A 14,210-nucleotide genomic window follows, 5' to 3' on the forward strand; every position below is an offset into this window, starting at 1 on the left:
CGCGCAGTCTGCGTTTTTATCACGCACATCAAAGAATATACATCAAAACGTAACCATCCTTTTGGTGTGTGCACCTCTTGTCTGATTATTCTTAGCTGTAATGCCTGTTTTCTTGTACGAATCGGTAAAATTCAGTACATGTCGACATTTTTTGAAAAACTATGGCATGCGCTCAGCTTCTTGGTGCAGTATCTTTGGGCGGCGCTCAAGGCCATCGGGCGTTTCTTGCTTTGGCTGGGACGCACGATCTTGCACGGCTTGAGCGCGCTGATCACCTGGATCCGTCTGAATATGTCGCCGCGCGGACAGACCATCTTGTTGGCAGTGGTCGTAGCGGTCATCGTGGTGGGTGCCGCACTGATCTTCACCGGTCATGGCTGTTCGGGCCCTGCTCCGCAAGAAGAGACTCCCGCGGAGGAAGAGGCACCGGTGGTCACCTATTCGCCCAACGAGACCGATGTGCAGAGCCTGAACGCTAACCCCAATACCATCACGTCGTTCTCGCTCGTGCAAAGCGGCAACCAGATGTACCCTGAACTTTCAGAGGAAGACAACAAGGCAATAACCAGCGCGCTTTCCATCTATAAGACCGACAACGAAGACGTTGGCTTCCTGATCATGAACCTGAATACGGGCAGCGGCTATTGCTACAACATCGACACCGAGATCTACGGAGCGAGCACGTACAAAGGCCCCTTGAGCGTGTTCCTCTGCGAAGAGTACATCGATGCGGGCAACATCAAGAAATCCTCGGTCAGTGAGCGTATCGAGAACTCCATCATCTGGTCGGACAACAATTCCTATCGCTCGCTCAAACACGGCTTCGATGGCTCCACCCACAACGAATGGCTGCTCGAGATGGACATCGATCCGTCCGATTATTCGGCCACCTTCCCCACCTATTCCGTGCGCGATTCAGCCACGCTGTGGATGCATGCCTGGGAGTATCTGAATTCCGACAGCGACACAGCCGAATGGCTCAAGGGCTTGTTCTCTCGTACCGAAACTTCGTTCTTGCGCACCGGCGCTATCCAGGCTGGCATGGAGAATGCCACGGTCTATAACAAGGCGGGCTGGTGCGTTTCCAGCAGTGAACAGGCTGACTCTGTCAATGATGCAGGCATCGTGGTCGATGGCGACAACGCATACCTGGTGGTGGCGTTTTCTAGCGAACCCGACAGCCCTCGCACCGAAGCGAATCTGGCTAACCTCTTCGAAGCGCTCTTGAATGTGCGTCACAGCCTGGATGCTTCGAATGCTACCTGGGACAACGTGGAATACGTCGAGGTTGCTCCAGCTGAAGGCGAAGGCGCGAGCACATCTATCTCAGTTGAAGGCAGCGATGGCAACCAATACGAGATCGTGACCGCACCTTCCGATGACGCATCTGCTTCTTCTGATTCAGGTCAGATCATCATCGACCATGCTTCAGGTGCTCAGTTGGCAGTGGAGCCCGCTTCGGAATATGAATTGGTCACGGCCAGTGAAGACGGAATATCTTATCGCATCGCCGAGGTACGCTAATGAGCGCCGCAGCCAGCACGACCACGGTAGAAGCTACCACTGAGAAAGACCGCAAAGAATCTCCTGCCATATTGATGCTCACCTGGGTGTTCGCCATCATGTCAGTAGTGGGTCTGGCAGGTGAGACGCTGCAGCATTACCTGTTCTTCGATGGCGAATTGGAGAGTCGCGCAGGTTTCATCTGGGGACCATTCTCACCCATCTATGGGTTGGCTGCATTCTTGTTGACCTGCTTGGCGCTGCGCTTCGAAGATGGCAAGCAGCGCTCTGCCCTCAGGGTATTCTGCGTTGCTGCGCTCGTAGGTGGCGGGCTTGAATATCTGTGCAGTTGGGCCATGGAGACGTTCTGGGGCGTGGTAGCTTGGAGCTACTTGGATGTACCCGGCAACTTCAACGGCCGTACCGATATCTTCCATATGGTGCTGTGGGGTGCCTTGGGTCTTGTCTGGGTGCGCGTGGGCTACCCCTTCGTGAAACGCTCGCTAGCCAAGGTGAATACCCAAGGACTTGCGTATCGCATCATCACCTGGGCATTGTTCGTCTTTCTTATCTGTGATGCAGCCATGACCATTGCTGTGATGCTTCGTGCCGATGCGCGCACTAACGGCATTCCTGCCTCAACGCCCTTCGAGCAGATGCTCGATGAATTCTATCCCAATGAAGTGCTGCAGGCGCGCTTCGAGAACATGGGTGGTATCGGCCGCGCTGATTAACCCTAGAGTAAGGCTGCAGGGGCAGGGTCGTAGATTCATTCTGAACGCTAATGTTTAAACCAGAAAGCAACCCTTTGGGTTGCTTTCGTGTATCAATGCATGAGGCAGTGCAGCGCATGAGCCCGCAGGGCGAATAGCGGAACGGATGAATCCGAGACCTTGCCCCTGCAGCCTTGCTACTTGTGAACAGTTTGGACTTACTTGGCGCCGTATTGAGCGTAGTAATCATCCAAGGCAGCCTTAAGGGCATCGTCGATACGAACCGCGCCTTGAACTTCTTTGTTGTAGAGGTATTCGGTCACCTCGTCCATGGTGACGATAGCAGCCGTAGGGAACCCATAGCGCTCGGACACTTCATCCAGTGCACATTTCTCGCCGCCCTTGCCCACTTCCTGGCGATTGAGCGACACCATAAGACCCACCACTTCAACATCAGCTTGACCCGTGATGATGGGATAGGTCTCTTCGATGGATTTGCCAGAAGTGGTCACGTCTTCGACCATCAGCACACGGTCACCATCGTGAAGCGGGCTTCCGAGCAGGATGCCCGTGTCGCCATGATCCTTCACTTCCTTGCGATTCGAGCAGTAGCGCACTTCCTTGCCGTAGAGTTCATGGATGGCCATGGCGGTTACCACCGACAGAGGAATGCCCTTATAGGCAGGACCGAACACGATGTCGAAGTCGAGGCCGAAGTTCTCTTTGATAGCGCGAGCATAATAGAGACCGAGACGATGAAGCTGATCGCCTGTAACGTAAGCGCCTGCGTTCATGAAGAAGGGAGATCTACGGCCGCTCTTCAGCGTGAATTCACCGAACTTGAGCACGTCGCTTTCCACCATGAATTCGATGAACTCTTTTTTGTAGGCTTCCATCAAAGCTCCCTTCGCGCCGTTAAGCATCGCACTGTCGATATCTCTATCTTACCAGTCCGTTATCTTTGGCGAATGACAAGCTCAGACGAAATGGGCATGACTTTTTGATGGGTTCGTGCGAAAACCCTAAAATTCATTCAAGATTTATTCTATAGTTGGTATTTCAGGAAAACCTTTAATGAATTAGAGGGTTTTGCTCCAGTTTGAAAGGAAGCGCCATGGCATTCGAATATACCGTTAGGCAATGTGCGAACAAACTTGGAGTTAGCGAGGCTCGCGTCTATCAGCTGATCAAGGATGGGTTGCTTCCTGCCGAACATATTGCCGGACGCTACTTCATCGATGAAGATGCTGTTGAGGCTCGCGCGAAAGCAAAACCAGCTCCTGGTAGACCATCGAAACATGGCGCGGAAGCTCCCCTCCCCTTCACCTTGATGAACCGTGAACATGAGGTATTCGACTTCATCTACGACGATCTCTCTGGCGAATTCGCTGCAGTCACGCGCATGATCGACCCTTCGCGTGCACCACTCGGGCTCATTTCGCCGCGCGGAACGAAGGTATCGCTCAGCGCGCTTACCTATTGGTGGAATCACCGCGCCATCCCCCATTCACGCGCTGGTATTGATGCCAGGCTTTCCGAGCTGGGCATATCAGACGTGTCGCGCATCCCCTTCAAGAGCCTGGGGCTTTCACTTTCAGACCAATACTGGATCAAGCCCCAAGGATCGAATATCACCTGGAAATCGGTCAATTTCTTCACCAATCCCTTCACGGAACTGGAAACGGGAGATTGGCTCGATCGTGTGGGCCTGGAATCCCCTGACAATACTTCGGAAGGCCAGCTTTCCAAGCGATGGGTCTACCGAAATGGATGGCCGTTTCTTATGAAGGGGTCGTCGGCGCTCGAGCAAGAACCCTTCAATGAGGTAGTGGCTACGCACTTGTATGAGCGATTGCTGGCATCGCTGGACTATGTCCCTTACACACTGGAGCGCATCGCGCAGGGTGTACCGGTCTCGCTCTGTCCTGATTTCTTGAACGATGAAGAGGAATTCATCCCAGCCTACTATGTGATGAAAGCGAAGACCAAGGCAGGAAATCATTCCACTTACCAGCATTACCTGGAATGCTGCGCGAAGCTGAAGGTGGAGGGTGTGGAAGAGGCGCTCGCAAAGATGATCGCAACTGACGACATCCTAGGAAATACTGACCGCCATCTACGCAACTTCGGCTTGATCAGGAATGTTGAAACACTCGACTATCGCGTTGCGCCACTCTTCGATACGGGCATGAGCCTGCTCTGCGACAAGCCTTTGACCTCGCTGGAATCGGGCGACCTGAGCTTTGCAACCAAACCTTTCGACGTCGATCCGAACCAGCAGCTGCGCTTGGTAAGCGACTATTCTTGGTTCGATCCCAATGGATTGGACGGGTTCGTGGATGAAGCGATGGGGATTCTTGCTGAAGATGCGAACCTTGCCGAGCGTCTTCCCTTCATCAAGCAATTCTTGGAACAGCGCATCGAGCGCCTGTTGGTGATCGCTTCTTAATGGATTGCGCTTAGCTGTATGGGGCTAACGGACGCGAAGGGGTTTCTTGCCCCAGTAAAGGAAGGCAAAGATACTCCTCTTCCGACCGACCTTTCCCACTTTATCGAGCGTAGCGCGTGCAACATCAGCCGCTGAACTGGGCCTGCGCAAGGTCGACCCACCTTCAATCATGGCTTGGAGCATAGCTGGGTCACGCTGGATGTTCTGCAGTTCAGAGAGCAGATTTTCTGCCGTGATGACCTGCTTCGCGGCACCTGCGCGCGTGACCGTAGTGGTGTTCGCGCGCTCCTGTCCGAATGACTTACCTACGATGATGATGGGCAACTTCGCGCACAAGCATTCAGTCACTGCCAAACCGCCTGATTTCGCGATAGCCATATCGCACGCGTTCATCAGCTCGGGCATGTTCTCAACATAATTGAACACGGACACGTTATCCAATTCGTGATCAAGGCAGACTTTACGCAGCTCGTCGGCATATTCATCATCACTTCCCGAAAGGAAGGCGAAATGCATGTCTTCGAATTGTGATAGGTCGCCCATTATCTGGGACAACACTTCTCGGAAGAGCACATAGGGCTGGCGTAAACGTGCGCCTGCGATGACCAGCACTACGGTCTTATCCACGGGCAAGCCATAGCGCTTCAGCACTTCATCGCGGTCGTATTCGCGATCGAAGCTTGGTTTCACGGGGATGCCCGTAACAGCGATGTTCTCGGGCTTCACTCTGCGCGGAAGCAGTTCTTCTTCCATAAGGTCGTCTGCCACGCAGAACAGATCGCTGAACCAATGAGGCCACAAGCCTTCAACGCCATAGTCGGTCGGTACGCATACTACGGGAAATTCCTGCTTGGATATCATACGGGCGGCCACCGCCGCATTTGCCGCTACGATATGCGTAGCCACGATAGCGATGGGTTTGCGCTTCTTCACGTAGCGCGTGAATGGCGAATACATGCAATACGACCACCCACTGCCGCCACCCCAAAGGATACGGCCCGTGAACACGTGGTACCAGGTGATGTCATAGATGTAGCGCGTAGGGCCCGTGAAGAGCGTCGTGGTCTTTTCGCCATCGAATCTCATGCGGCCGAAGTCGAGGATGTCGAGCAGTTCGATATCGCAGTCTTCAGGAACCAGCGGATGCTTGCCGCGCAAGCGCGCAAAGGCTTCTGCGGTGGACGCAGCAGCGCTGCGATGGCCTGAACCGACCGAAGAATAGAGCGCGATGATCAGCGGTCTTTCAGAATCTTCATTGGCAACCGTACTAACAGGGAACAATTCGGATGCGCCGATCATACCCGTTTCGGGCAGCATCTCTGCCTGAGCATCATCGTGCCCATTGCGGCCGCGGCCTTCAGCTGGCTGAGGGGTGATCATGGCGCCTCCTTTCTTCGCGCAAGAAGTTCACTTCATCATACTGACCATATCATCATTCGTGAAGATGTCCTGATAATCTCAATAGTAAAAGCAAAGGTGGCCTCTGCTGAGCAGAAAACCACCTTTGTTGTTCGATCGTATCGTGCGCTTTGGACGCGATTGCGTACTGCCAGGGTGAGGCGCTAGTCCGATCGCGCGCTCTTATTCGTGCTGGTTATGGCTCTGGCGCTCGTCGTCCTTTTCAGCCATCGCCTTGATGGTGACGATATTGGCCATGGTCGCACGGATCACATCACTGCGCGAAAGCGAACCCACCAGGTTGCCATCCTCTACGACCGGCACCTTCTTGATACGCTTTTCGGAAAGCAAGCGGCACGCATCTTCCAGCGAAGATGTGCTGGTCACTGCGATGACGCTCTTGGTAGCGATCTTCATCACGTTCATATCGATGAGCGTGCTGACGCGCTGTGGGAACGTTTGCGGATCGGGCACCTGATAGAGCATGTAGGTGGAGTCGAGGATACCGTCGTCGCGGCCGATGTACTTCATGATGTCACCATCAGAGATGAAGCCTACCACCTTCTTGTTGTTGTCGACGATGGACACGCCGCCTGTCTTGTTCTCGACCATGATCTGCGCCACTTCGCGGATGGATGCAGAGCTGGTAACGAAATAGGGGTCGGTATTCATCGCACGGCTGACCGGGATCTTGTCTGGATCTTCGGCAGGAGTGAACTGCTGCATGCTCTTGGGAGCGATATGAGCGTTCGCTGTCTTCTTGTCACGTACGAATGCGATGACCACGATGAACGCGATGGCTGCCAAGACCGCAGTAGCCAAGAAGGCAAGGTGGTCACCTTCATAAAGCTGCGTGACAGGATCTGCGCCAGGAGCGATGACCGAACCAAGCGCGGAAATGGACACGATCAGCGCCGTCATGAATGCAGCCGAGACCTGATTCAGCGTGTTGGTGACCGCATTCGCATGCTGGATGACGCTATTGTCGAGCGAATTGATGCCCCAGGTGTTCATCGGCGTGGTGAGGAACTGGATGCCGAAAGCAACCACCGTATAGATCGCACAGATGACCAGCAGGTCCGTATTCATGTCGAACATGAGGAAGCCAAGCGTACCCACGAAGAAGATGGTAACGCCTGGAACCACGCACTTGCGCACACCCCAACGGTCGAACAGACGACCCGAGAAGTAACCAATGATCGCGCCGATGAGCGCGCCCGGGAGCAAGGTAAGGCCGGTTTCGAGCGCCGTGAATCCGCGCAGATTCTGTAGATAGAGCGGCAAGATGGTACCAAGTCCGATGAGCACACCGAAGTTGATGATGGCCACGATGATGGCGATGCGATAGTTGCGCGTCTTCAGCACCGAAACCTTCAGCAACGGATTCTTCAGCTTGAGCTGACGGCGGACGAAGATAGCGATGACCACCAGACCCACGACGATGAAGCCTGCGGTCATGGCAGGGTTGGTGGTAGAAGAGAACGTGGACAGACCATAGAGCAAGCACACCAGACCGATGGTGGAGAGCACCACGGAAAGCTTGTCGAAGGTGGTGCGTTCGAAATCGCCGTAATTCTCAAGGAACTTCGCTGCCGCAAGGATGAGCAGCACGCCTACGCAGGTGATCACCACGAAGAGCATGCGCCAACCAATGCTGTCGACCAGGATGCCCGAGAGGGTGGGACCAACCGCCGGCGCGAAGCCGATGACCAGCGAGACCAAACCCATGGCGGAGCCGCGCTTCTCACGGGGGAAGATGAGCAGCAATACCGTGAAGATCATAGGCATGAAGATACCAGCAGCGATAGCCTGGCACACGCGGCCAAGCAGCAAGAACGGGAAGCCCGGCGAAAACGCACAGAGCAGACTGCCTGCCGTGAAGATGATCAGGCCTGTGATGAAGAGCTGGCGCGTGCTGAAGCGACCGATGAGGTAGGCTGAAAGCGGGATGATGACCGCCTCGACGAGCGAGTAGATGGACATGACCCACTGAACCGTAGGTGCATCGATCTGCAAGTCGCGCATGATCGAAGCAAGCGCCGGCGAGAGCAGTGTCTGGTTCAGCACTACAACGAACGTGCCGATGAGCAGCACTGCCACGGTTTTCACTTGATTACGTGTAAGACCCATTCGAACTGTCCTTTCCAAGACAACAGGGATTTTTCCGCTAAAAAAGGACGGTACTCCGTCCTTCGAACAAGACGCCCAAGGGGCATTTGCGATGTTTCACACTATCTAGGGTATAGAAACCCTGAACAAAATAGATACGCCGATAGGGTCATCGGCGTATCTTTTCCATATTCGGAAGTCTTGCTTCGGGCATCTGGCGCCTCAAGGATATTCGCAGGCAGAACACCCCTAACCTAGACCCCGAGCCTTGACCGGATACAGCCTTATCAAAGCTTACTTATCCAAGGCCCACGGTGCGCAGACCGAGCGCTAAGGTGCGGCTGACCTAGCGCTGCTCGATAGGCACGTATTCCTGAGGCTTCACGGCCGTCTTGTACGCCGGGCGAATGATGCGCTTGCCCGAAACGAGCTCCTCCATGCGATGCGCTGCCCAGCCCGACATACGCGAGCAAGCGAACAGCGGCGTGATGAGATCGGCAGGGATGCCCATCATGGAATAGACGAAGCCTGAATACATATCAACGTTAGCGCACATGTCCTTATCGGTACCCTTTTCCTGCAGGATGACCTGCGGAGCCAAGCGCTCGATCGACTTCAGCAAGTTCAGCTCAGCTTCGAATTCGGTACCTTCGGCCAGGCGTGTTGCGAAGTCCTTGCAGATGATGGCGCGCGGATCGGAGAGCGTATAGACCGCATGGCCCATGCCATAGATCAGACCGGTCTTGTCGTAGGCTTCCTTGTTCACGATCTTGGCAATGTAGGAAGCAACTTCATCTTCGTTCTCCCAGTCCTTCACGTTCTCTTTGATCTCTTTCTGCATGGCCAAAACCTGATGGTTCGCGCCACCATGCTTCGATCCCTTGAGCGAACCGATAGCGCCTGCGTAAGCAGAATAAGGATCGGTGTCAGAAGAAGAGAGCACGCGACAGGTGAAGGTAGAGTTGTTGCCGCCGCCGTGCTCAGCGTGAAGGCACATCATGATATCGAGCATGCGCGCCTCTTCGGGCGTGAATTCGCGGTCGGGGCGCAGCATGGACAAGATGGTCTCCGAAGAGCTCTGACCAGGCACGAAACGATGCATGATCATGGAGTCACCGTTGAAGAATGCTTGCTTTGCGTAATAAGCGAGCACCATGATGCGCGGCAGGCGCGAAATGAGCGAAATAGCCGTTTGCAGCTCATGTTCGTAAGAGCGGTCTTCGGCGGCTTCATCGTCTGCGTAGAGCGAAAGCACCGAGCGTGCCAGCACGTTCATCAAGTGAGGACTAGCATGGCGCATGATGCGATCAGCTGTGAAGCCATCGGGCAGTTCACGCTGTTCATCGATAGCAGCCACAAATTCATCGAGCTGCGCCTGGTTGGGAAGATGGCCGAGCATGAGCAGGTAGGCAACCTCTTCGAAGCCGAAGCGCTTTTCGGGATTCGGATCGGAGAGCAGATCATAGATGTTGTAACCACGGAACGTGAGCTGACCTTCAACAGGCACCTTATCGCCTTCGTTCATCATGTAACCATGCACGTTAGAGATGTTCGTGATGCCAGCGATAACGCCCGAACCGTCGTTGTTGCGCAGACCGCGTTTAACGGGATAGATGTCATAGAGGGCGGGATCGACCGAATTAACCGCTACAATATCAGTGTGAAGTGTGTTGCTTTTTGCTTCGCTCATGCTGCAGTCCTTTCATCAGTAAAGTTGTATTGTAGCGCGAATTGCAGCATACACGTACAGGACTCACCGTCTTATCGGACGACAGGATGACCGATGCCAGAGAAGAGCACGCCGGCTTCTGAGCAGCAGAACAGCCAGCACGCTGAACATATTGCCGAGCTGAAGGCTTCGCTTCGAACGCCAGACAAGCGGGCAACAACGCCCGTGCAGTATCTGAAGAATGCCTGGGCTCACTTCGGTACGATCTCGCACCATAAAGCGCTGGTGTTCGAACTGTGCGTGCGATGCGGCATTCCCTGGCAGGGGCTCGTGCACGACCTGTCGAAGTATTCGCCCGAGGAATTCTTAACGGGGGTGCGCTTTTACCAGGGGAATCGTTCGCCGAATACGGCCGAACGTAACGCCAACGGATTTTCGCGCGCGTGGATCCATCATAAGGGGCGCAACAAGCATCATTACGAATACTGGACCGACATGCGTCCTGGCAAGGGCGGTATGCTCGTGGGAAATCTGATCCCAACGAAGTACATGGTCGAGATGTTCTGCGACCGTGTGGCTGCATCGAAGGTGTACGCCAAAGACAACTATCGCGATTCGTCGCCACTCGAATATCTGCAGCTGGAATTGACCGCAGGAAATCTGCCCTTCCATCCAGAATCGGCGGCGTTCCTTTATGTGCTGCTCGAGCATCTAGCCGAACACGGCGAAGACGAGACGCTGCGTTTCATCCGTAAGAACATCATCGAGGCGCGCTATGTGTACGCACCAGGCGCGACATTCGACTAAAGCGTAAGGCTGGTTCACGTGGAAGGTTTCGTTCTGCTCGATACAGGTGCCTGGTCGCTCGTTCCGCCGCTGTTGGCGCTGGCGCTGGCGCTCATCACCAAGGAAGTATATTCTTCGCTGATCATCGGCGTGGTCTCAGGGCTTCTTATCTATCAATTCAACCTTACGGGCGTGGGTGTTGAGCAGACCATCGAGGGCTTGAGCTTGCTGCCCAGCATCTTCATCGAACAGATATCTGCGAATGCAGGGCTGATCTTGTTCTTGGCGTTATTAGGCGCGCTCACCACGCTCATCACCAAGGCAGGCGGCTCGCTCGCTTATGCCAAGTGGGCCGTGAAGCGCATCAAGAACCCGCGTGCAGCTTCGATCGCTACCGCAGTGTTAGGCTTGATCATCTTCGTGGACGACTACTTCAATTGCTTGACCGTGGGTACCGTGATGCGTCCTGTTACCGACCGCTTCAAGATCTGCCGCGAGAAGCTGGCATGGATCATCGATTCCACTGCAGCGCCGATCTGCATCATCGTACCAGTCTCTTCATGGGCGGTGGCCGTGGGCGGTTATTTGGGCGAAGACGGTTTCAACACCTTCGTGGCATCGATTCCTTACAACCTGTATGCGCTGCTCACCATCGTGTTCGTTTTCGCCATGTGCGCATGCGGACGCGATTGGGGTCCCATGAAGCGCGCACAGCAAGCATTCGAGACGCGCTTCTCGCGCCCGCGTAAGGGTATCAAGCATGCGGCGGAAGAATCGTTGGCACCTAGCACGCAAGCCGTGCTCGAAGACCTGGAAGAGACCATCGAAGATAGCGCTCGTTTGCAGGAAACCGCAGGTGAGGCAATGGAAACGTATGCTCAGCTGGGTATTTCCAAGAACGGCAAGGTCTACGACCTAGTAGGGCCTATCCTGGTCCTGATAGTCTTTTCGGTGCTGGGCATGATGTACGCGGGCGGTTTCTTCCAAGGTGTGGATTTTGCTACTGCGATGGGTGAAGACCCCATCACGGGCCTATGCATCGGTTCGCTGGTGGCGCTGGTGGTCGCAGCACTGCTGTATCTGCCACGCAAGCTGCTCGATCTTTCGGGATATATCGCAGGCGCATCGGAGGGCATGCGCTCCATGGTGGAAGCCATCATGATCTTGGTGCTTGCCTGGTCTCTGGGCGGCTGCTGTCGCTATATGCTCGGCACGGGTACGTTCATCGCGGGCGTGCTGGATGCATCGGGCTTCGCGCTGCAGTTCTTACCAGCGATCATCTTCGTGGCTTCAGCGTTCATCGGTTTTTCTATGGGCACTTCGTGGGGCACCATCGCACTGGTCATTCCCATCGTTATTGGCGTGTTCCCTGCAAGCGACCCGTTCTATCTGCTGACCATCGGAGCCACGCTTGCCGGTGCAGTCTACGGCGACCACATCTCGCCCATTTCGGATACGACCATCTTGTCGTCTGCGGGTGCCAGCTGTAACCACTTGGCTCACGTGACCACGCAGCTCCCCTACGCCAGCTTTGTAGCGGTCGTTTGCTTCGTGGGTTACTTGGCTGCTGCCGTTACGGTATCCCCCTGGCCTTCCTTGGTTGGCGGCATCGTTGCTATCGCCATCCTTATCGCCGTCTTGGTCATCAAGAACCGCCAGTCCGCCTAACCGGAGACGGGTTCATTTTTGTCCCGGACAGTTTGGGGACATGTTCAGTACACCGAATGACGAATGTGAACCTGTCTTTTTTTCCGGGCAGAATTGAACCCGCCCCAAAAACAAAACAACCTCGACGATGCGAGGTTGAAGAACGTAAGTGGTGCGCCCTGAGGGATTCGAACCCCCGACGTACTGATTCGTAGTCAGTCCCTCTATCCAGCTGAGGTAAGGGCGCATATGCGCTTTGCAGCATTGGTTATTGTCCCAATAGTGGTTGGACTTGTCAACAATTAAAACAGGCGAGGCTGGTCGACGGAAGCCTGAGGCTGATAGATCGGTGCGCTTGCAAGTGATATGTCGGTCGTTTTCGGGACCGTACGCCAATCACCCATAAGCCATGCGTGAGCATTGTCGCGAGAAAGAACGAGCGGCATGCGGTCGTGCACCGGAGCAACGCTCATATTCGGCGATGTTGTCACCACTGAGAAGCGGTCGTTCTTCCAGATCCCCGCCAACAACATCAAACCGATATCATCTGTGAAACGATAGACTTGCTTCACGGTACAACCCGACCGAGGGCTGATCGCAGTTTCAGTTCCGTGCGTTTCGTAGAACGCTCGAACAGGGATGATGCAGCGACGCTCTTCGAGTGAGTCCTTCCAAAGGGGCAGTTCACTGGCGGTTTCAATGCGCGTGTTGAAGATCACTTGCGAACGGCCCGCGGCTTCAAAGCCCCATTGCTTGCGCGCAGGAATGATGCACGCCTCATCGACGGACGCGGCGGCTATCATCTCTTTGTTCCATTCGAATTCCTCAACAGCCATATCTTCCGAAGTACCTGCGATCAACAGCGGAACCATGTCATTAGGAAACGCATCACGTGGACGCGCGGGCCAATCGGGACGCACGTTGAATGGCGTGTGATATTCGATCGCATGGATGATACCAAGAAGCTCGTCGAACTCGATGACGGTCATGCGTCTGCACATGGCAGCTTCTCCTTTGCGACCTGCACGTTACTCAGAGGTCTTGACCTTGTCCCAAAGCGCCTGCATGTCATCCATGGGAAGATCCTCGAGCTTCACGCCTTGTTCGGCTGCCGCCGACTCCATCGCAGACCAGCGCTTGCGGAATTTCATGCAGGTTGCTCGCAACGCCGCTTCAGCATCGATGCCCATCTTGCGTGCCACATTGACCAGGGAAAACAGAACATCACCCATCTCGAGTTCAGCCTCGGCGAATTCGGGCGTGCTCTTCACCATCTTGCCATTTTTGGACTTAGGCGCGCTGGCGTATGCCGCTTGCAATTCAGCTTCCTCTTCGCGAACCTTTTCCCACACGTGATCGACCGTGTCCCACTCGAAGCCCGCTGCCACTGCCTTACGCGAGATCTTCTGCGCTTGCATGAGCGCTGGAAACGACACGGGCACGCCATCGAGCAAGCCTTCGGTCTTGGTTGCAGAGCCTTCTTCGGCATCATTGCGCTCGGCCATCTTCACCTGATCCCACAGGTCCAACACGCTATTGGCATCGCTAGCCTGCGCGTCGCCGAACACATGAGGATGACGACGGATCATCTTCGCATCAACATCACGACACACATCATCGATGGTGAATTCACCCAGGTCGGCAGCTATCTGGCTTTGCAGCACAACTTGGAGCAGCACATCGCCCAGTTCTTCGCGCAAATGCTGCGCATCTCCCTTTTCGATCGCGTCGACCGCTTCATAGGCTTCTTCGAGCATGTTCGAAGCGATGGAAGCGTGGGTTTGCTCGCGATCCCACGGACAACCGTCAGGACGGCGCAGTGCTGCGATGGTATCTACAAACCCGCCGAAGGACTTAGATGCTGCTTCGGCATGAGAGACGCCCATTTCGACAGGGATATCTGCTTGTGCGTTATCAGGTTGCGCGGCCATAGGAG

General features: G+C 54.9%; 11 protein-coding genes and 1 tRNA gene. 5 read left to right on the plus strand and 7 right to left on the minus strand.

The window, feature by feature from the left end; all coding sequences use genetic code 11:
* Positions 1–138 precede the first annotated feature (138 nt).
* Both NFR25_RS05270 and NFR25_RS05275 read left to right on the plus strand, forming a co-directional pair.
* Entirely contained in the window at positions 139–1,524 is a 1,386-nt protein-coding gene (locus tag NFR25_RS05270; RefSeq protein WP_251198207.1) for a serine hydrolase, read from the plus strand.
* Positions 1,524–2,237: a putative ABC transporter permease gene (locus NFR25_RS05275; protein ID WP_251198208.1), complete on the plus strand. Its 714-nt coding sequence runs from the start codon at positions 1,524–1,526 to the stop codon at positions 2,235–2,237. The genes NFR25_RS05270 and NFR25_RS05275 overlap by 1 nt, the downstream gene beginning before the upstream one ends.
* A 197-nt stretch (positions 2,238–2,434) precedes the next feature.
* Here the strand turns inward: NFR25_RS05275 and pyrE are convergent, their stop codons facing one another.
* Entirely contained in the window at positions 2,435–3,112 is a 678-nt protein-coding gene (gene pyrE, locus NFR25_RS05280) for an orotate phosphoribosyltransferase (RefSeq protein WP_251198209.1), read from the minus strand.
* A 218-nt stretch (positions 3,113–3,330) separates the two neighbouring features.
* Here pyrE and NFR25_RS05285 point away from each other — a divergent pair, with 218 nt between their 5' ends.
* Positions 3,331–4,665: a DNA-binding protein gene (locus tag NFR25_RS05285; RefSeq protein WP_251198210.1), complete on the plus strand. Its 1,335-nt coding sequence runs from the start codon at positions 3,331–3,333 to the stop codon at positions 4,663–4,665.
* A 24-nt stretch (positions 4,666–4,689) separates the two neighbouring features.
* On the opposite strand, the gene NFR25_RS05290 is transcribed toward NFR25_RS05285, so the two are convergent.
* The 3 genes from NFR25_RS05290 to NFR25_RS05300 form a co-directional block, all read right to left on the minus strand.
* The gene (locus NFR25_RS05290) at positions 4,690–6,045 is read right to left on the minus strand and encodes a glycosyltransferase (RefSeq protein WP_251198211.1); all 1,356 of its coding nucleotides are present in this window, start codon (positions 6,043–6,045) and stop codon (positions 4,690–4,692) included.
* 201 nt (positions 6,046–6,246) lie between these two features.
* Positions 6,247–8,193 carry an MDR family MFS transporter gene (locus NFR25_RS05295; RefSeq protein WP_251198212.1) on the minus strand — a complete coding sequence of 649 codons (1,947 nt, stop codon included), beginning with the start codon at positions 8,191–8,193 and terminating at the stop codon, positions 6,247–6,249.
* 325 nt (positions 8,194–8,518) lie between these two features.
* Entirely contained in the window at positions 8,519–9,862 is a 1,344-nt protein-coding gene (locus NFR25_RS05300) for a citrate/2-methylcitrate synthase (RefSeq protein WP_251198213.1), read from the minus strand.
* A gap of 93 nt (positions 9,863–9,955) precedes the next feature.
* Here NFR25_RS05300 and NFR25_RS05305 point away from each other — a divergent pair, with 93 nt between their 5' ends.
* Together NFR25_RS05305 and NFR25_RS05310 are read left to right on the plus strand one after the other, a co-directional pair.
* Positions 9,956–10,648: a DUF5662 family protein gene (locus NFR25_RS05305; protein WP_251198214.1), complete on the plus strand. Its 693-nt coding sequence runs from the start codon at positions 9,956–9,958 to the stop codon at positions 10,646–10,648.
* Positions 10,649–10,666: 18 nt separating this feature from the next.
* Positions 10,667–12,295 (plus strand): Na+/H+ antiporter NhaC family protein, encoded by a 1,629-nt coding sequence (locus NFR25_RS05310; protein ID WP_251198215.1) that lies wholly within the window; start codon positions 10,667–10,669, stop codon positions 12,293–12,295.
* A 149-nt stretch (positions 12,296–12,444) separates the two neighbouring features.
* On the opposite strand, the gene NFR25_RS05315 is transcribed toward NFR25_RS05310, so the two are convergent.
* From NFR25_RS05315 to mazG, 3 genes are all read right to left on the minus strand, one after another.
* Positions 12,445–12,521: transfer RNA gene (locus tag NFR25_RS05315), tRNA-Arg, on the minus strand.
* Positions 12,522–12,576: 55 nt separating this feature from the next.
* Positions 12,577–13,275 (minus strand): SOS response-associated peptidase family protein, encoded by a 699-nt coding sequence (locus NFR25_RS05320; protein ID WP_251198216.1) that lies wholly within the window; start codon positions 13,273–13,275, stop codon positions 12,577–12,579.
* A 27-nt stretch (positions 13,276–13,302) separates the two neighbouring features.
* Positions 13,303–14,205: a nucleoside triphosphate pyrophosphohydrolase gene (gene mazG / locus NFR25_RS05325; protein WP_338024384.1), complete on the minus strand. Its 903-nt coding sequence runs from the start codon at positions 14,203–14,205 to the stop codon at positions 13,303–13,305.
* Positions 14,206–14,210: the final 5 nt, after the last annotated feature.

Origin of the sequence: Anaerotardibacter muris, assembly GCF_943192915.1 — a bacterium.
Lineage (GTDB): Bacteria > Actinomycetota > Coriobacteriia > Coriobacteriales > Eggerthellaceae > Anaerotardibacter > Anaerotardibacter muris.

What these genes read in the sequence shown, in the direction of transcription:
- NFR25_RS05270 (WP_251198207.1), top strand. Translation starts at nt 139, where the DNA reads ATGTCGACATTTTTTGAAAAACTATGGCATGCGCTCAGCTTCTTGGTG.
- NFR25_RS05275 (WP_251198208.1), top strand. Translation starts at nt 1,524, where the DNA reads ATGAGCGCCGCAGCCAGCACGACCACGGTAGAAGCTACCACTGAGAAA.
- pyrE (WP_251198209.1), bottom strand. Translation starts at nt 3,112, where the DNA reads ATGGAAGCCTACAAAAAAGAGTTCATCGAATTCATGGTGGAAAGCGAC.
- NFR25_RS05285 (WP_251198210.1), top strand. Translation starts at nt 3,331, where the DNA reads ATGGCATTCGAATATACCGTTAGGCAATGTGCGAACAAACTTGGAGTT.
- NFR25_RS05290 (WP_251198211.1), bottom strand. Translation starts at nt 6,045, where the DNA reads ATGATCACCCCTCAGCCAGCTGAAGGCCGCGGCCGCAATGGGCACGAT.
- NFR25_RS05295 (WP_251198212.1), bottom strand. Translation starts at nt 8,193, where the DNA reads ATGGGTCTTACACGTAATCAAGTGAAAACCGTGGCAGTGCTGCTCATC.
- NFR25_RS05300 (WP_251198213.1), bottom strand. Translation starts at nt 9,862, where the DNA reads ATGAGCGAAGCAAAAAGCAACACACTTCACACTGATATTGTAGCGGTT.
- NFR25_RS05305 (WP_251198214.1), top strand. Translation starts at nt 9,956, where the DNA reads ATGCCAGAGAAGAGCACGCCGGCTTCTGAGCAGCAGAACAGCCAGCAC.
- NFR25_RS05320 (WP_251198216.1), bottom strand. Translation starts at nt 13,275, where the DNA reads ATGTGCAGACGCATGACCGTCATCGAGTTCGACGAGCTTCTTGGTATC.
- mazG (WP_338024384.1), bottom strand. Translation starts at nt 14,205, where the DNA reads ATGGCCGCGCAACCTGATAACGCACAAGCAGATATCCCTGTCGAAATG.